At 68.3% G+C, this 16,816-nt stretch carries 12 protein-coding genes; 8 read left to right on the forward strand and 4 right to left on the reverse strand.

Annotated features, from left to right (window positions below; translation table 11 throughout):
- Positions 1 to 81: 81 nt before the first annotated feature.
- Positions 82 to 951: a LysR family transcriptional regulator gene (locus BpN12_RS07060; RefSeq protein WP_246794562.1), complete on the reverse strand. Its 870-nt coding sequence runs from the start codon at positions 949 to 951 to the stop codon at positions 82 to 84.
- A 118-nt stretch (positions 952 to 1,069) separates the two neighbouring features.
- On the opposite strand from BpN12_RS07060, the gene BpN12_RS07065 reads away from it, so the two are divergent.
- From BpN12_RS07065 to BpN12_RS07100, 8 genes are all read left to right on the forward strand, one after another.
- Positions 1,070 to 1,969, forward strand: coding sequence for an alcohol dehydrogenase catalytic domain-containing protein (locus tag BpN12_RS07065; RefSeq protein WP_342346202.1), 900 nt, complete (start codon positions 1,070 to 1,072; stop codon positions 1,967 to 1,969).
- 428 nt (positions 1,970 to 2,397) lie between these two features.
- Positions 2,398 to 3,552, forward strand: coding sequence for a non-hydrolyzing UDP-N-acetylglucosamine 2-epimerase (gene wecB, locus BpN12_RS07070; RefSeq protein ID WP_246794563.1), 1,155 nt, complete (start codon positions 2,398 to 2,400; stop codon positions 3,550 to 3,552).
- Entirely contained in the window at positions 3,549 to 4,784 is a 1,236-nt protein-coding gene (locus BpN12_RS07075; protein WP_246794564.1) for a glycosyltransferase family protein, read from the forward strand. The genes wecB and BpN12_RS07075 overlap by 4 nt, the downstream gene beginning before the upstream one ends.
- Entirely contained in the window at positions 4,781 to 5,629 is an 849-nt protein-coding gene (locus tag BpN12_RS07080) for an ABC transporter permease (protein WP_246794565.1), read from the forward strand. Before BpN12_RS07075 ends, BpN12_RS07080 begins: the two co-directional genes overlap by 4 nt.
- Positions 5,619 to 7,010, forward strand: coding sequence for an ABC transporter ATP-binding protein (locus tag BpN12_RS07085; protein WP_246794566.1), 1,392 nt, complete (start codon positions 5,619 to 5,621; stop codon positions 7,008 to 7,010). Before BpN12_RS07080 ends, BpN12_RS07085 begins: the two co-directional genes overlap by 11 nt.
- Positions 7,007 to 10,189: a glycosyltransferase gene (locus BpN12_RS07090; RefSeq protein ID WP_246794567.1), complete on the forward strand. Its 3,183-nt coding sequence runs from the start codon at positions 7,007 to 7,009 to the stop codon at positions 10,187 to 10,189. The genes BpN12_RS07085 and BpN12_RS07090 overlap by 4 nt, the downstream gene beginning before the upstream one ends.
- A gap of 309 nt (positions 10,190 to 10,498) precedes the next feature.
- Positions 10,499 to 10,669: a hypothetical protein gene (locus BpN12_RS07095; RefSeq protein WP_246794568.1), complete on the forward strand. Its 171-nt coding sequence runs from the start codon at positions 10,499 to 10,501 to the stop codon at positions 10,667 to 10,669.
- 238 nt (positions 10,670 to 10,907) lie between these two features.
- Positions 10,908 to 12,467, forward strand: coding sequence for a methyl-accepting chemotaxis protein (locus BpN12_RS07100; RefSeq protein ID WP_246794569.1), 1,560 nt, complete (start codon positions 10,908 to 10,910; stop codon positions 12,465 to 12,467).
- 103 nt (positions 12,468 to 12,570) lie between these two features.
- Here BpN12_RS07100 and BpN12_RS07105 read toward each other — a convergent pair whose 3' ends face one another.
- From BpN12_RS07105 to BpN12_RS07115, 3 genes are read right to left on the reverse strand one after another with little or no spacing between them, the layout of a single operon-like run.
- Positions 12,571 to 13,458, reverse strand: coding sequence for an HvfC/BufC N-terminal domain-containing protein (locus BpN12_RS07105; RefSeq protein WP_246794570.1), 888 nt, complete (start codon positions 13,456 to 13,458; stop codon positions 12,571 to 12,573).
- Complete coding sequence (gene bufB, locus BpN12_RS07110) at positions 13,451 to 14,476, reverse strand: MNIO family bufferin maturase (protein ID WP_246794571.1); 1,026 nt, start codon at positions 14,474 to 14,476, stop codon at positions 13,451 to 13,453. Before bufB ends, BpN12_RS07105 begins: the two co-directional genes overlap by 8 nt.
- A gap of 12 nt (positions 14,477 to 14,488) precedes the next feature.
- On the reverse strand, positions 14,489 to 16,618 hold the full coding sequence (locus BpN12_RS07115) for a ferritin-like protein (RefSeq protein WP_246794572.1): 2,130 nt from the start codon (positions 16,616 to 16,618) through the stop codon (positions 14,489 to 14,491).
- Positions 16,619 to 16,816 lie beyond the last annotated feature (198 nt).

Raw genomic sequence — 16,816 nt, forward strand, 5'->3', positions numbered from 1 at the left:
GCGAGCGGCGCGTGGCTGACGCCATTACCCGCTTGATCGGCCGCTCAGCCGAAACGGCACCGACCGCGCGCCATCAAGCCGTCACGCCCCGGTATCCGCGAGCCGCGCCACCACCAGCTCGACGAACCGGCTGAGCCGCGGCTGGCGCCGCATGTCGCGGTGATAGCCGAGCCACGTGTCGCGCGTGGGCGGCGCCTCGCCGAGATCGAGCCGTGCGATGCCGGGCGTCGCGTCGCCGAGCGGCGTCGGCAGCACGGCCAGCCCCACGCCGAGCGCGCAGAGCCGCGCCTGCGTCTCGCGGCTGTTGCTGCGCGCGGCGACGCCGGCCTCGGGCAGCCGCCGCATGATCCAGCCCACGTCGGGCATCGCGCCGAACGCCGTATCCATCAGCACCAGCCGCGCGCCGCGCCCGCCATGGTCGAGCGCCGGCGCCTGCCCGGCCGCGCCGTAGACCGCGTAGTGCGTGGTCAGCAGCCGCCGGCTGACCAGGTCGGGATCGTCGAACGGCAGCATCCGCAGCACGCAGTCGGCCTCGCGATGTGGCAGGCTGTAGAGCCGCGGGTCGGTCAGCAGCTCGATCGCGACGCCGGGATGCCGCCGCGTGAATTCGGCGATCACGGGCGCGAGCCGCAGCGCGCCGAACCAGTCCGAGCACGACACGCGCAGCAGGCCCGACAGCAGGGCCTCGGCGCCCGACAGTTCGCGCAGCGCGGCCAGCGCCTCGCTCTCCATGCGCTCGGCGTGCGGCAGCAGCGCCTGCCCCTCGTCGGTCGGCACGAAGCCGTGCGGCGTGCGCTGGAACAGCACGTGGCCGAGCTGCCGTTCGAGCGCCTTCAGACGCCGGCCCATGGTCGGCTGGGTCTGCCCGAGCGCGCGACCGGCCGCGCCGAGGCTGCCCTCGCGCGCGATCGCGAGGAAGATCCGCAGGTCGCTCCAGTCCATTTCCGCCATCGCGTTACCTCATTCAGTTTTGCATGAGCATCATGCAATATTAGCGAGTTCTCATGCAGGTTTGTTGCCACTACAGTCATGGCCAGGCACCTGACAACCCGACAACCGGAGAACCACCATGTCCCACCCGCTCATGCGCGCCTGGCCCGCGACCGCCCCCGACGCACCGTTTCACCCGATCGACCTGCCGGTCCCCGTGCCGGGCGCGGGAGAGGTGCTGGTGCGCGTCCACGCCAGCGGCGTCAATCCGCTCGACACGAAGATCCGCGCCGGCGCCGCGCCGCATGCCCGCCAGCCGCTGCCGGCCGTGCTCGGCATCGATCTGGCCGGCACCGTCGAGCGCGTGGGCCAGGGCGTGACCGGTTTCGCGCCCGGCGACGCCGTCTGGGGCGCGGTGGGCGGCGTCGGCGGGCTTGCCGGCACGATGGCCGAGTTCGTCGCGGCCGACGCGCGGCTGCTGGCGCGCAAGCCGGCCAACCTGACGATGCGCGAGGCCGCCGCGCTGCCGCTCGCCGCGATCACGGCCTGGGAAGGGCTCGTCGATCTCGCCGCCGTGCGGGCCGGCGAGCGCGTGCTCGTGATCGGCGCGGCCGGCGGCATCGGCCACGTCACGGCGCAGCTGGCGCGTGCGCGCGGCGCGCGGGTGTTCGGCGTGGCCTCGGCGCGCGATGCCGACTACCTCGAATCGATCGGCGTGCACTACGTGGCGCGTGCCGACGCGGCCGATGCGTGGGTGCGCGAACACACGGACGGGCAGGGCTTCGAGGTGGTCTACGACGGCGTCGGCGCGCTCGCGGCCGCGTTCGACGCGGTGCGCCCGTTCGGGCGCGTGACGAGCGCGCTCGGCTGGGGGAGCGTGTCGCTCGCGCCGCTGTCGTTGCGCTCGGCCCGCTATGCGGGCGTGTTCACGTTGCGGCCGCTGCTGAGCGGCACGGGCCGCGACGCGCACGGCCGGATCCTGGCCGAGGCGGCGACGCTCGTGGAGGCCGGCGCGCTGGTGCCGCGGCTCGATGCGTGACGCTTCTCGATCGGGCAGGCCGACGCGGCACATGCCTTGGTGAAAACCGGACAGGCGAACGGCAAGGTGGTACTGGAAATGGCGTAAAGACGGCGCGATGACGCGACCCCGAGGATTGCGCGGCCCGCATCAGGCCAGGATCCGGCCGGGATGGCATCGGCCGCCGCCGGTCAATCGTTTGCATTGCCAAAGCCAGGCGCAAACGGGCTGTGCCGGAATGATCGGCATGGCGTGTCGCGACACCGGCAAGTCCCGGTTTTCCTTGATGGATTCGCGAGCGCGCGGCACGTCATTGAGATAATCAACGGCGCGTTACTCGCACGCGACGAGGTCAACGCTCCAGGCGCGAACGTCTCAGGCCATCCGGAATCCTGTATGATATCCGTCTCAAAAAATAGCCCGACAATTCGCTTGAATTCGCCTAGATTATGAAGAGAAAAATCGCCGTGCTTTTCGGCACTCGTCCGGAAGCAATCAAAATGGCGCCTATCGTCCGGGCCCTTCGCGAATCCCACTATCTCGAGCCCTTGATTATCGCGACTGCGCAACATCGCGAAATGCTCGATCAGGTACTCGCGGTGTTCGGTATCGAGCCCGATCATGATCTGAACCTGATGCGTCCGAACCAGACGCTCGCTGGCCTGACGTCGCGCCTGATCGCGTCGATCGACGACGTGGTGCGCGAGGCCGCGCCCGCGGCGATGCTGGTGCAGGGCGACACCACCAGCGTGCTGGCCGGCTCGCTGGTCGCGTTCTACAACGACATCCCGGTGGGCCACGTGGAAGCGGGCCTGCGCACGCACGACATGCGCAACCCGTTCCCGGAGGAAATGAACCGCGTCGTCACGGGCCGGCTGACCCGCTGGCACTTCGCACCCACCGCGTCGTCCGCGCGGAACCTGCGCGACGAGCGTTATCCGGACGAGGCCGTGTTCACCACCGGCAACACCGTGATCGACGCGCTGTTCGAGGCACGCAAGCATCCGGCCAAGGTCGCGGTGCAGCCCACCGAGGGGCGCCGCATGATGCTCGTGACGACGCATCGGCGCGAGAACTTCGGCGAGCCGCTGCGCCGCATCTGCGCCGCGGTGCTCGAATTGCTGGAGCGCGACCCCAGCCTCGAGGTGTTGTTCCCGGTGCATCCGAATCCGAACGTGTCGTCGGTGGTCCACGATCTGCTCGGCAAGCATCCGCGCGTCAAGCTGTGCGCGCCGCTCGACTACCTGTCGTTCATCGCCGCGATGGAAGCCGCGCATCTGATCCTCAGCGATTCCGGCGGCGTGCAGGAAGAGGCGCCCGCGCTCGGCAAGCCGGTGCTCGTGCTGCGTGACGAGACCGAGCGCCCCGAGGCGATCGAGGTGGGCGTGGCGGCGCTGGTCGGCACCGACACCGCGCGCATCGTCGAGAAGGTCTGGCAACTGCTGACCGATCCGGCGGCCTACCGCGAGATGGCACAGGGCGCATCGCCTTACGGCGACGGCTTCGCCGCGCGTCGCATCGTCGATATCCTCGAACGGGAACTGGGTTGCCGCGAGCAACCGGCCCAGGACGACGGCACGGTGGCGCAGGTCAAGCCTGCATGACCGCGCGCGCAGCGACAGGTGCCGCGACGGCCAGCCGTTGCCGGCTTATTTATTTTTCATCCGTCCCCTACGCGAGCTACGCCCAGCGCCCGCACTTCATGGTGCAGGCGTTCGCGGACCACGGCTTCGACGCGGTCCTCTGGATCGACCCGTATCCGACACGCCTGCCCGGCCTGGCCGACCTGCGGCGCCTGAACAAGGCCGCGGACGTCGCGCATCCGGTGGATCCGCGTATCGAGGTGGTGCGCCCGCGTGCGCTGCCGATCGAGCCGCTGCCGCTGAGCGGCACGCTCAATCGCCTCACCGCGTGGCGCGCGGTGGGCAAGCGCATGGAAGCGTTCGCGCGCGGCGCCGGCCACTGCGTGCTGGGAATCGGGCGGCCGAGCAAGCTGGCCGACTGGGCGCTGCGGCACGTGCCGCACGATCACTCGTTCGCCGACGTGCTCGACAATTTCCCCGCGTTCTATCGCGGCTGGTCACGCCGATCGATGCAGAAGCGCATGCGCGCGATGCTCGCGAGCGTCGACGACGTCTATTGCTCGTCGTCGGCGCTGGCCGACGAGGTGCGCCGCGAGCGCGCCGACGCGCTGACCGTCCTCAACGGCTATTCGACGGCCGGCCTGCCCGAACCGTCGGCCGCCGCGCAGCGCAACTGCATCGGCTACGTCGGCAGCATCGCCGACTGGTTCGACTGGCCGCTCGTGCAGGCGCTCGCCGAGGCATTGCCCGACGTGTCGATCCGCCTGGTCGGCCCGGAGTTCGTCGCGCGCCCGGTCAACCTGCCGGCCAACGTCGAACTGCTCGGCGAGGTGGCGCAGAAGGACGTGGCCGCGCTGGTGCGCGAGTTCACGGTCGGGCTGATCCCGTTTCGCATCAACGCGCTCACCGATGGCGTCGATCCGATCAAGTTCTACGAGTACCGCAGCCTGGGCGTGCCGGTCTGGTCGACCGCGTTCGGCGAGATGGTGCATCGCGGGCGCGCGGACGGCGTCACGCAGGTCACGTCCGGCAGCGACTGGCGCGCGCTCTGGAACGACGCGCGCACGGCGGTGATCAGCGCCGAGGAGGTCGCATCGTTCCGCCGCGAGGTGGACTGGCGCCGACGCTTCGACCCCATGATCGAGCGCTCCCGACCGGCCCTTGTGAAATCGAAAGCGGAAGCCGGAGTTGATATGCTTCAAATATCGCAGCCGCCCTCCAGGCCGCAGCCCCCTGTCATTCGAGAACGATGAGTCAATCCACTTTTATCAAGGAAGGCACCGAGCTGAAGCATCGTGCGGCTTTCTGGAAAGTCCTGCACGACCTGGTGATCCATCGCCAGCTGCTTTCCCAGCTTCTGCGGCGCGACATCGCGAGCCGCTACCGCGGATCGCTGTTCGGCACGATCTGGGCGTTCCTGAACCCGCTGCTGATGCTGTCGCTGTACACCGTCGTGTTCGGCGTGTTCCTGCATGCGCGCTGGGCCGGCGCGTCGAACAGCCTGCAGTTCTCCGTGACGCTGTTCGCCGGCCTGATCGTCTTCAACTTCTTTTCCGAGTGCCTGAACCGCTCGCCGATGCTGATCGGCGGCCACGTCAACTACGTCAAGAAGGTCGTGTTTCCGCTCGAGCTGCTGTCGTGGATGACGGTGGGCACGGCGCTGTTCCATGCCTGCGTGAGCCTGATCGTCTGGATCATCTTTTCGGCGTTCGTCTACGGCACCGTGCATTGGACGCTCGTGTTCCTGCCGCTGATCTTCATCCCGCTGATCTTCATGACGGTCGGCATCAGCTGGATCGTCAGTTCGTTCGGCGTGTACGTGCGCGACATCGGCCAGGTGATCGGCGTGGCGACCTCGTTCATCATGTTCCTGTGCCCGATCTTCTATGCGATCGAATCGCTGCCGAAGGCGTTCCAGGCGCTGCTGCGCGTGAATCCGCTGACCTTCATCATCGAGCAGGCGCGCACCGTGATGATCGCCGGCCAGCTGCCGAACTTCGCGATGCTGGCGATCTACATCGTGTCGAGCTTCATCTTCGCGTGGCTGTCGCTCGCCTGGTTCCAACGCGCACGTGACGGGTTTGCCGATGTACTCTGATTCGAACAACCAGACTGCCGACCGCGCGAAGCAAGAGGCGCCGGTGATCCGCATCGAAGGGCTTTCGAAGCATTTCGCCGTCTATCACTCGCCGCTCGAGCGGCTCAAGCACGTGATTTCGCCGAACCGCCAGAAGGGCTGGAGCGAATTCCGCGCGCTCGACAACATCGACCTGACCATCGCACGCGGCGAGACCTGCGCGATCGTCGGCCGCAACGGCTCGGGCAAGTCGACGCTGCTGCAGATCCTTTGCGGTACCCTGCGCGGCACGTCGGGCCGCGTCGAGGTGAACGGCCGCGTCGCGGCCCTGCTGGAGCTGGGCGCCGGCTTCAACAACGACTTCACGGGCCGCGAGAACGTCTACATGAACGGCGCGGTGCTCGGCCTGACGCGTGCCGAGATCGACACGCGCTTCGCCGACATCGAGGCGTTCGCGGAGATCGGCAGCTTCATCGACCAGCCGGTCAAGACCTATTCGAGCGGCATGTACGTGCGCCTCGCGTTCGCGGTGGCGATCCACGTCGATCCGCAGATCCTGATCGTGGACGAGGCGCTCGCGGTGGGCGACTCGCGCTTCCAGGCCAAGTGCCTGAACCGGATCAAGGCGATGCAGGCCGACGGCGTCACGATCCTGTTCGTGTCGCACGACGTGGGCGCCGTGCGCACGCTGTGCGAGCGCGCGCTCTGGCTCGATCAGGGCAAGGTGCGGATGCTCGGCGACGCGTTCTCGGTGACGGCGCAGTACAACCAGTTCCTGTTCGAGGCCGACGCCGAGAACGAAGCGAGGGACAAGCGCGACACCGCTCCCGGCACCGCCGACGCTGACGCCGCTGCCGCCACCGATGACGACGCCAGTCCCGAGGACACCGGCGACGGCAGCGCCCTCGAGCAGATGGCGCGCCATCGGCCGATCAATCACTGGGGCAGCCACGTCGGCTCGATCCTCGACGCCGGCATCTTCAGCCCGGCCGGCGAGCGCCTGACGACCGTGATGGCGCTCGACGACATCGAGATCCGCGTCAGGATCCGGCCGCCCGCGCACGCCGATCGCTCGACGCTGAGCGTCGCGTTCTCGCTGAAGGACCTGCGCGGCACCGACCTGTTGGTGTCGACCACCTGGGACCAGCGCGCGCTCGACTTCACGCAGGCCGGCGAGACCATCGAAGTCCGCTTCAAGCTGAAGAACCAGCTCAACGCCGGCAACTATCTGCTGGCCGTGGCGCTCGAGGATCGCGCCAGCGTCATGCCCCAATACTACGAGTACATCGAAGGGGCGCATTACTTCTCTTCGCTCACCGCGCACAAGGTGTACGGCACGTTTGTCGCCGAGGTCGAGCAAACCATGGACGCGGGGAACGCCGCACTGCGAGTATCCGCATGACCGATCAAAACCAGAACGAAATCAACAGCAACCAGTATTGGGACAGCCGCTTCGAAACCGACTGGGAGTCGAACAGCGGCCGCGAGCAGAGCCGCTTCTTCGCGCGCGTCGCGATCGAGGCGCTGCCGCAATGGTTGCAGCACAAGGTACGCTGGGACAATCTCAGCGTCTGCGATTGGGGCTGCGCGCAAGGCGACGGCACCGAGGCGCTCGCGCAACTGCTGTCATGGGACGTCACCGGCATCGATTTCTCGCAGTCGGCGATCGAGCGCGCGGCGAGCACGTATCCGAACCTCAAGTTCTCGCACGAGAACCTGCTCGAGCGGCCCGACCGGCCGCCGTTCGACGTGCTGTTCTCGTCGAACACGCTGGAGCATTTCGCGAAGCCCTGGGAGGTGTTCGGGCAGGTCGCGCACTACGCGTCGAAGTTCATCGTGCTGCTGCTGCCGTATCGTGAGTACGACCGGCATGCCGAACACGAGGTCACCTTCGACTCGACCAATATCCCGCTCGTGCCGCACCCGGACTGGGTGCTCGTCTACGACGCCGCGGTCGACACGCGTTTCCGCCAGCCGACCTACTGGGGCGGCCAGCAGATCCTGCTGGTGTACGCGCGCATCGCGCATCTCGGTGACTACCAGCTGTCGCTCGAGGACGCCAGGTTCACGGGCGGGGCCGGGCAGGCCGACGATGCGCTCGCCCAGGCCGAGAAGGCCCGGCTCGAGCGGGCTCAGGCCGCGTTCGTGGCGGCGCTCAGCAAGTTCGCGGGCGAGGGTGAGCCGGGCGAGCCGGGCGACGGCGCGCCCGTCCCATCCGAAGCGGAGAAGGCCCGTGCCGAGCAGGCGCAGGCGGCGCTCGAGCTGGAACGGGCGCAGGCCGCGGTGCGCATGTCGGACCTCGAGCGGGAGAGCGAGACACTGCGCGCGCAGTTGCAACAGCTCGGCGAAGAGCACGCGAAACTGGCCGCGGATTCGCATCAGCGCGACGAGCGCATCCACTTCCTGCAGTACCGCGAGCAGGCGCTCGTCAACGAGGTGAACACGCTGCTCGCCACCCGGAGCTGGCGGATGACGGCGCCGCTGCGTGCCGTGCGCGGCGCACCGGGCTGGATGCGCAAGCGTGCGAAGGACGTCAGCTACGCCTACCAGCACGGCGGCGTGCGCAGCGTGGTGCAGCGTTCGCTGATGTACATCCCGAGGCATGCGAAAGCGCGCGCCACGGTTACCCATGCGCCGACCACGGTGCCGGTCGTGCGGCCCGCCGGCCCGGCCATTCCGCGGGCGCCGCGGCCGCGCCGCGAACTGCCCGACGTGTTCGTGTTCAGCATCATCGACTGGCACTTCCGGATCCAGCGGCCGCAGCATCTCGCGCGCGAATTCGCGCGGGCCGGCCATCGCGTGTATTTCTTCACGAACCATTTCGAGGACGCGCGCGAACCCGGCTTCTCGATCGAACAACTGGACAGCGCGCTGCCGCTCTACCAGGTCAAGCTGAAGGTGCAGAAGGCACCGGCCATCTATTTCGCCGCGCCCACCGCCGAGGCCATCGAGCAGATCCAGGCCGGCATGCGGCTGTTCTTCACCTGGAGCGGCACCGAACGCTCCTGGTCGATCGTCCAGCACGGCTACTGGTATCCGGTCGCGACCGGCCTGCAGTCCGAGTGCGTGGCGTATGACTGCATGGACCACCACGAGGGTTTCGGCAACGTTCCGCAGGAACTGCTGGCGATCGAGGACCGGATGATGGAGCAGGCCGACCTGCTGGTCGCCACCTCGTCGTGGCTCGAGGACATCGCGCGCAAGCGCAACCCGCATGTGTCGGTGATCCGCAACGCCGGCCAGTACCGCGACTTCTGCGATGCGCCGGCCGAGCGCTTCGTCGATCCGCAGGGCCGCCAGATCATCGGCTACTACGGCGCGATCGCGGAATGGTTCGACGCGGAACTCGTCGAGCGGATCGCGCAGTCGTTCCCCGACGCGCTCGTGCTGCTGGTGGGCGCCGATTCGGCCGGCGTGGGCGAGCGCCTCACGAAGCATCGCAACGTGCAGATGATCGGCGAGGTGCCTTACGCGAAGCTGCCGTACTACCTGTATGCGTTCGACGTCTGCCTGATGCCGTTCCGCGTCATCCCGCTCACGCTCGCGACCAACCCGGTCAAGATCTACGAGTACCTCGGCGCCGGACGCTCGGTGGTCGGCGTCGATCTGCCCGAGATGGCGCAGTTCGGTGATCTGGTGCGGATCGCGGATTCGCACGACGGCTTCGTCGACCAGGTGCGGGCCGCGCTGGCCGCGCTGCCCGATGCGCCGGACGTCGTCGCGCGCCGCAAGGCGTTCGCGGCGGGGCAGACCTGGGCGCATCGCGTGTCGGATTTCGGCGATGCCATCCGCGCGCTGCCGCAGCCGACCGTCAGCGCGATCGTGCTGACCTACAACAACCTCGACCTGACGAAGAACTGCCTCGAGAGCCTCGAGCGCTACAGCGACGGCGTCGCCCTCGAGATCGTGATCGTCGACAACGCCTCGAGCGACGGCTCGCCGGCGTTCCTGTCGGCCTGGGCGAGTTCGCGCAAGCACGTCAAGCTGATCCTCAACGACGACAACCGCGGCTTTGCCGGCGGCAACAACCAGGGGCTTGCCGCCGCGACCGGCGACTACCTCGTGATCCTGAACAACGACACGGTGGTCACGCGCGGCTGGGCGCGACGCCTGGTGAACCATCTGCGCCAGAATCCGGGGCTCGGCATCATCGGCCCGGTGACCAACAACATCGGCAACGAGGCGCGCGTGGAAACGTCCTATCAGGATCTCGCCGCGATGCAGGTGGAGGCGCAGGCGCTGACCGACCAGTACCTCGGCGAGTGGTTCGAGCTGAATACCGTGGCGTTCTTCTGCGCGATGCTGCCGCGGAGCACCTACGAACGCTGCGGCCCGATCAGCGAGGACTACGGCGTCGGCTTCTTCGAGGACGACGACTACTGCCGCCGCATCCAGGCCGCCGGCCTGGGCATCGGCTGCGCCGAGGACGTGTTCGTGCATCACCACCTGTCGGCCTCGTTCAACAAGCTGGGCGCGGAGCGCAAGCGCGCGCTGTTCGAGGCGAACCGCCTCGTCTACGAGGCGAAGTGGGGACCCTGGACGCCCCATCAGTATCGCCGCCGCAAGACGATCGGGAACTGAGGCCCGACCGCCGCCGATGCCGCGACGCCCCACCCCGGTGGGGCGTCGTGTTTTGCGGCGGGTGTTTTGCTCGCGGCCGATGCCCGCCGCCAGCCGTCCATTGCGTCGCCGTACACGCATGACGAATCAGCGCCCGGCAGCGGCGAACGGACAGGAGGCTGCACCCCGACGGCTGCGTCGGGGCTTACGACTTGCCCGGCCAGGGCCGGGCAGAAAGCGCATGACGCCCTCGATTCGACCAATGGGGCGGGGGAATCGCCCGCGACAGCGGCGGCATACCGCCGGTCGGACATCGCGCGACGCACTGCGATGCGCGCCGCCGCGTTCGGCTACGACACGCACCGCCGGGTCGTGGACCTCGACGTCCACGACATCACGGATCGCCGCGACTACATCGCGGCCAACGCGGCCGGTGCCTATGCCGGTGCCTGCGCCGGCGAATCGTCGAGCGCGTTCGTCGATCTGCGCGTCAGCTTCTGAACGAAATCCGAACGAAAACTTAACGAAATGAGCTGACGAAAACGGCCGTCGGCGGGAGCACCGGCGGCCGTGCCAACGCCAGGATTACTCAGATCATTGCACCATGCCGGCACGGCAAAGTTCGCGCCCGGCGCGGGAAATCAGGGATAACCCCGCTGCGGAGCGGCTCGTGCGCTGCCGTCATCACAGGTGCCGGCTCAACCCCAGCCTCGTAACCCAACGATAGGCGATTGCTCCCATGCGCACGATGACCCTGAACCGGAAATTGACCTCGATGATCGCGATCCTCTGGATCGGGCTGCTGCTGATCGCGGGGTTCGGCGCGTGGCACGCGCGCCAGTCGATGATCGACGAGCGCCACGAGGCGCTCGCGGCGCTCGTCAGCGAAGCCTACGGCGTGGCCGATCACTATTACCAGCTCGCGCAGCAGCACGCGCTGCCCGAGGACGACGCGAAGAAGCGCGCGCTCGAGGCGATCTCGGCGATGCGCTACGGCAGCGACGGCTATCTGTCCGTCAACGATTCGCAGCCCGTCATGATCATGCATCCGATCAAGACGCAGCTGAACGGCACCAATCTCGCCGGCATCGCCGATCCGAACGGCACGCACGTGTTCCTCGAGATCGTCAAGGCCGGCAACCAGACGGCGCCGGGCGAGGTCAGCTACATCTCCTACCTGTGGCCGAAGCCGGGCGCCGACGCGCCGGTGGAGAAGTCGAGCGTGGTGCGCCGCTTCGCGCCGTGGGACTGGTACATCGTCACCGGCATGTACATGGACGACGTGCGCGCCGCGCTCTACGCGGACATCCTGATCTGGCTCGGCGTGTCGGGCGCGCTCGGTGTGGTCTCGACGATCCTGATGCTGCTGGTGCTGCGCAGCGTGCGGCGCAGCCTCGGCGGCGATCTGGAGCAAGCCGTCGAGACCGCCAGCCGCATCGCGCGCGGCGACCTGACCGCGCACGTCGCGCTGCGCGGCGAGGACCACGGCAGCCTGCTGCACGCACTGCATACGATGCAGACCGGCCTCATCGAGATGGTCTCGCGCGTGCGCCATGGCACCGAGAACATCAACGTCGGCGCCACCGAGATCGCGGCCGGCAACACCGACCTGTCGCAGCGCACCGAGCAGCAGGCCGCGGCGCTGGTGCAGACCGCCTCGAGCATGGACGAGATGACCTCGCACGTCCGGCAGAGCGCCGAGAGCGCCTCGCAGGCCGCGCAGCTGGCCGGGCAGGCCGCCAGCGTGGCCACGCGCGGCAGCGACGTGGTGGACGACGTGGTCCGCACCATGGACGCGATCACCGACAGCTCGCGCAAGATCGCCGACATCATCGGCGTGATCGACGGCATCGCGTTCCAGACCAACATCCTGGCGCTGAACGCGGCGGTGGAAGCGGCGCGCGCCGGCGAGCAGGGCCGCGGCTTCGCGGTGGTGGCCAGCGAAGTGCGCTCGCTCGCGCAGCGCTCGGCCAGCGCGGCCAAGGAAATCAAGTCGCTGATCGAGACCTCGACCACCACCGTCGAGCAGGGCGCCTCGCTCGTCACGAACGCCGGCGCGACGATGCAGGAGATCGTGCAGTCGGTGAAGCGCGTCAACGAGATCCTCGGCGAGATCAGCCAGGCGGCCGGCGAGCAGAGCACCGGCATCGAGCAGGTCAACCGCGCGGTGGGCGAGATGGATCAGGTGACCCAGCAGAACGCCGCGCTGGTCGAGCAGGCCGCCGCCGCCGCGCATTCGCTGAAGGATCAGGCCGAGAACCTGCGGGAAGCGGTGACGCGCTTCGCGCTGCCGGCGTGACGACGACACGAGGTCGACATGAGGACGATAAAAACCGTGACGACGGTGGGGCGCGCACCGCGCGCGACGAGCGGGCCGCGCGAGCCGCGCCCGCGCGGCGCGCTCAGTCCGGCGTCAGCACGACGAGGCCGGCGAGCTGCGCCGTGGGCAGCCAGAGCGCCAGCTCGGCCCGGATCTCGCTCTCCGGGCGCCGCGTGCGGCGCGCCGCGGCACGCGTGCAATCGCTGAGCGTGGCCGCGCGCCGGGCGGCGTGGCGCAGCGCGAAGAACTGCCAGTCGGCGAGCCGCTCCATCGACACGCGGAACTGCAGGCGGCGGATCGCGACGTAGTCGCGCCGGTCTTCGGCCGGCTCGGGCGATTCCTGGCCGCGCAGCCAGGGCCGGAAGCTGTCGGCCGCGTGGCGCAGCGCGAGCAGCCGCGTGGTGTCGGGCAGGCTCACCGCATAGGCGTCGCCGGCCAGCAGCGCCAGGCCCCACAGATCGTCGGCCGGCACGGCGGCCGGCGCCTGCCCCTCGCGGCCGCCGGCGCGGCCCGATTCGGCGATCGCGCGCTCCAGCCGCGCCAGGTCGAGCGCGAAGGTCTGCGTCGGCGGCCGGCGCGCGCCGTTCGCCGCGCGCCGCTGCGAATGCAGCAGGAACGCCGGGAACCGTGCGCCGAGCGTATGCAGCGACGGCGAGCGCGACGGATGCCGGTTCAGATACGAACGCGCGAAGAAGCCGAACAGCTGCGGGCCGAGCATGCGCCGCAGCGCCGGAAACTCGGTTTCGAGGCACGAGATCAGGCGGATCCAGTAGCCGTCGGCGTAGATCGCGAGGCGCCGGTGCGCATCGACGCCGGCCGGCGTGTCGACCACGGCCGCGATGTCGAGGCCGTGGCGCGCATCGGCCAGCGCGAGCCCGGGGCCGAGCCCGGCCGGGTGCGTGGTGGCGGCCTGCATCCAGCGCTGCACGGCGGCCAGCGAAAGCTCGCCGCGGTGGACGGCGTCATCCATCGATGGTCTCCGGCATCGGCAGGTGCAGCGGCGTGGAGGTGGCCATTTCTCTCTCCCTCTCCATGGCGGCGCCGGCCGCGCTGTCGCTATCGGCCATCGGCAGCGCTTCACCGCGCGTCACGCGGCGCGCCTTGTCGAGTTCGGCGAGCAGCCCGTCGTAGTCGGGCAGGTTCGCGTCCCATTCGAGCAGCGTGGCCACGCCGCCCGTGAGCTGCTGCGCGAGCGCGTAGAGCGCCCACACGCCGTGCGGCACCGGCTGGTCGTGCGTGTCGATCAGCGTGTCGCCGCAGGCCATGTGGCCGGCCAGGTGGATCTGCACGACCTGGTCGTGCGGCAGCGCGCGCAGGTAGGCCTGCGCGTCGAAGCGGTGGTTGAACGCGCTGACGTAGACGTTGTTGACGTCGAGCAGCAAGCCGCAGCCGGTGCGCTCGGCGAGCCGCGCGAGGAATTCGCATTCGCTCATCGTCGAGCTGCGGAACTGGATGTAGCTCGACGGATTCTCGAGCACCAGCGGCCGGCCGAGGAACTGCTGGACCGCGTCCACGCGCGTGGCGACGTGTTCGAGCGAGGCCGCGTTGAACGGCAGCGGCAGCAGGTCGTGCGAGTTGTGCGAACCGAGCCCGGTCCAGCACAGATGATCGGAGACCCAGACGGCGCGCGCGTCCTGCATCAGGCTGCGCAGCTTCGTCAGGTAGGACAGGTCGAGCGGCGCGTCCGAGCCGATCGACAGCGACACGCCGTGCATCACGATCGGCACGTCGGCGGCCAGCCGGTCGAGCATCGCCCGCTGATACCCGGCGTCCTCGAAATAGTTTTCGGAAATGATCTCGAACCAGTCGACGCGCGCGCCGCCGGCCAGAATGGCCGGCAGGTGCTGCGGGCGCAGCCCCACGCCGAAGCCGAGATTCGGCAGGCCCAGGCGCGGCGCGCGCGCCGGCCCCGACGCGGCACGGGCCGGGCCGGGGCCGGCGGGCGATGCCGCCGGGCCGATTTCGTCAGGATTGACGGTAACGGACATGGGAACGCGGGATCAGGTCGACGGCGGCAGGGCGATGCGCAGATCGGTGGCCGGCGGCGGCGTGTCCTGCGGCGTGTAGTTCGGGTTCTGGTGAGCCCGCACCGTCTCGACGGCCTTCCATGCGGTGTCGTAGACGGAGTCGCCGTAGTTGATGTCCTGGAGCACCGGGTTGCCGCTGTCATCCTTGAGTTCGATCGGATGGCCATCCGAGTCGAACTTGTAGAGCTGCATCGTCAGCTTTTGGCGCTTGGGATACAGCTGCGAGGCCGAAATCGGCACCGCGCAGCCGCCGTAGCCGCCGCACTTGTTGTCGGCCGGCGCGCTGTACAACGTCAACGTCGGCACGCCGCAGCCGCCGCCGACTTCGGCGCCGGTGACTTGCACGTTCGACGACGAGCAGTTGCCACCGCCCTGGGTCGACTGGACGAAGCCGCAGCCACCTTGCGTCGCGCAGAGATTGGAGCCCTTGCAGCTGTGGTAGGTCGCCTGCGCCGCGCAGTCGGCGCTGCCCGAGCCGTCCAGCGACAGCGACTGGCAGGCGTGGTTCAGGACACGCGCCGCACCGTCCTGCACCCCCACGGGCGCTTCGGTCGCCGCGCGCAGGGTCGGCGTATCGCCGTAGACGGCCCAGAGCAGCGCGATGCGATCGCCCGAGCCCACCATCGACGGGAACGGGAATTCGACCGACGGATCGGACCAGGACTTCGACAGCACCGTCGTGATGCCGGCCAGCGCGCCCTGGGCGACGTTGTCCAGAACCGTGATCGGGGTGCTCCGCTTCAGCGCGTTCAGCGCGTCGGCCACCTGCTGCGGCTTCGGAATGTTGGCGGGAGCCTTGGACTCGTCGTAGTCGGCGGTCGTCAGCATCTCGGCCGTCCACTTGTTGCCGGCGGCATGCCATTGCCGCCACGTCGTGACGTTGCCGATCCATTGCTCGGCAATCAGCTTGAAGCGGTCGTAGTGCGGAATCTTGCCGTTGTCCACGCGGGCGATCGCGTCGTCGCTGTCGGGCAGTTGCGTGCCGACGTCGTCATAGGACGGATAGTCGGTCTCGAGCGCGTGCGCATCGGGCTGGAACTGATCGAGCACCACGTTGGCCTCGAGCAGCGCGAGCGGGCGGGCGAGCATCACGCCGCGCTTGCGCGCGGTCTCGTGGACCATGGCGAGATACGCCTTGATCGTGATCTCGCTGATGCCGCCTTCGCCCTGGTCGCAGATCGCCAGGATCATCTCGATGGCCTGGAGCTGCGCCTGCAGCGCGGACGCCGAGCCGATCTGCGACGGCATCTTCGGGTACTCGGCCTTCGAGTGCGTACCGGCCGTGCTGTTGAAAAGGTCGCGCTGGCCGGCGAACATCTTTTCCCAGAGCGTCATGCCGTCCGTGTACTCGATGGTCGTGTACTGGAGCAGGCAGTAGTACATCCAGCTGATCGTGCCGAACATCGGCAGTTCGGTTTCGGTGTTGTGCGCCTTCCAGCTGTTGAACGGCACCTCCGGGAAGTACGCGTACTTGCGCTCACCCACCGGCTTGAGCTCGCCCTGCGCGAGTTCATCGCTCTGTTCGATGATCATGAACAGCGCGAGCTGGCTCGGCGTCAGCTCCTTCAGCGTGATGCTCGTCTCCGGCAGCGGCGTGTTCAGGTCCGTCAGTTCGATGATGTGCGGGATGGCGGTCTGGTCCTTGCCGTAGCAGGTCCAGTTGTAGAGCTTGTCCTGCAGCGCCGGACTGTTGAAGTCGGGCGGCAGGCCGAGCGTCGCGCACAGGTTCGACGCCAGCTGCAGATGCAGCATTTCGTCGATGAACACCGAGAAGATCGTGTTGTAGGCCGACTGGTTGGCGATCTCGGCGGCGTTGTCCTCGGCGCGCTTCTGCGGGTCGTTGCCCGGAATGCGGCCAATCGAGCGGCCCGGCCAGACGCGTCCCTTGTAGTAGTCGACATCCTGCGCGTTGATGGCGTGCGTGCCCTGGATCGACTTCATCGCGCTCATGTAGAGCGGGATGGTAAACAGCTCGACGTTCACCGCCGCCTGCAGCAGGGCGCGTACCGCGGAAACGTCGGACAGGAAGTACTTGAGATCGCGATCGGTGATCCGGGAGGGATTCTCGGGGATCTTTCCGAGCATCGCTGAAGACGTGGTCATATGCACCTCTGTAGGGATTTTCCACCTCGACCCGAACGGGCATGGTGGCTTGATTTTTTGCATTCCCATGGCGCGGGAGCCATAGCGCCACGGCGGATGCTTTCAATTCGTGTGGCCCCGCGAATTGAAACACCCAGGCGTTACTTCCGTGTTACACCTTATGGCACCGCTTGATCGTGGTCAGGCCAATGGCGGGCA

The organism is Burkholderia perseverans (assembly GCF_022870505.1).
GTDB lineage: Bacteria > Pseudomonadota > Gammaproteobacteria > Burkholderiales > Burkholderiaceae > Burkholderia > Burkholderia plantarii.

Excerpts from the sequence above, each read along its gene's own strand:
- BpN12_RS07060 (WP_246794562.1), bottom strand. The coding sequence starts at position 951 with ATGGCGGAAATGGACTGGAGCGACCTGCGGATCTTCCTCGCGATCGCG.
- BpN12_RS07065 (WP_342346202.1), top strand. The coding sequence starts at position 1,070 with ATGTCCCACCCGCTCATGCGCGCCTGGCCCGCGACCGCCCCCGACGCA.
- wecB (WP_246794563.1), top strand. The coding sequence starts at position 2,398 with ATGAAGAGAAAAATCGCCGTGCTTTTCGGCACTCGTCCGGAAGCAATC.
- BpN12_RS07075 (WP_246794564.1), top strand. The coding sequence starts at position 3,549 with ATGACCGCGCGCGCAGCGACAGGTGCCGCGACGGCCAGCCGTTGCCGG.
- BpN12_RS07080 (WP_246794565.1), top strand. The coding sequence starts at position 4,781 with ATGAGTCAATCCACTTTTATCAAGGAAGGCACCGAGCTGAAGCATCGT.
- BpN12_RS07085 (WP_246794566.1), top strand. The coding sequence starts at position 5,619 with ATGTACTCTGATTCGAACAACCAGACTGCCGACCGCGCGAAGCAAGAG.
- BpN12_RS07090 (WP_246794567.1), top strand. The coding sequence starts at position 7,007 with ATGACCGATCAAAACCAGAACGAAATCAACAGCAACCAGTATTGGGAC.
- BpN12_RS07095 (WP_246794568.1), top strand. The coding sequence starts at position 10,499 with ATGCGCGCCGCCGCGTTCGGCTACGACACGCACCGCCGGGTCGTGGAC.
- BpN12_RS07100 (WP_246794569.1), top strand. The coding sequence starts at position 10,908 with ATGCGCACGATGACCCTGAACCGGAAATTGACCTCGATGATCGCGATC.
- BpN12_RS07105 (WP_246794570.1), bottom strand. The coding sequence starts at position 13,458 with ATGGATGACGCCGTCCACCGCGGCGAGCTTTCGCTGGCCGCCGTGCAG.
- bufB (WP_246794571.1), bottom strand. The coding sequence starts at position 14,476 with ATGTCCGTTACCGTCAATCCTGACGAAATCGGCCCGGCGGCATCGCCC.
- BpN12_RS07115 (WP_246794572.1), bottom strand. The coding sequence starts at position 16,618 with ATGACCACGTCTTCAGCGATGCTCGGAAAGATCCCCGAGAATCCCTCC.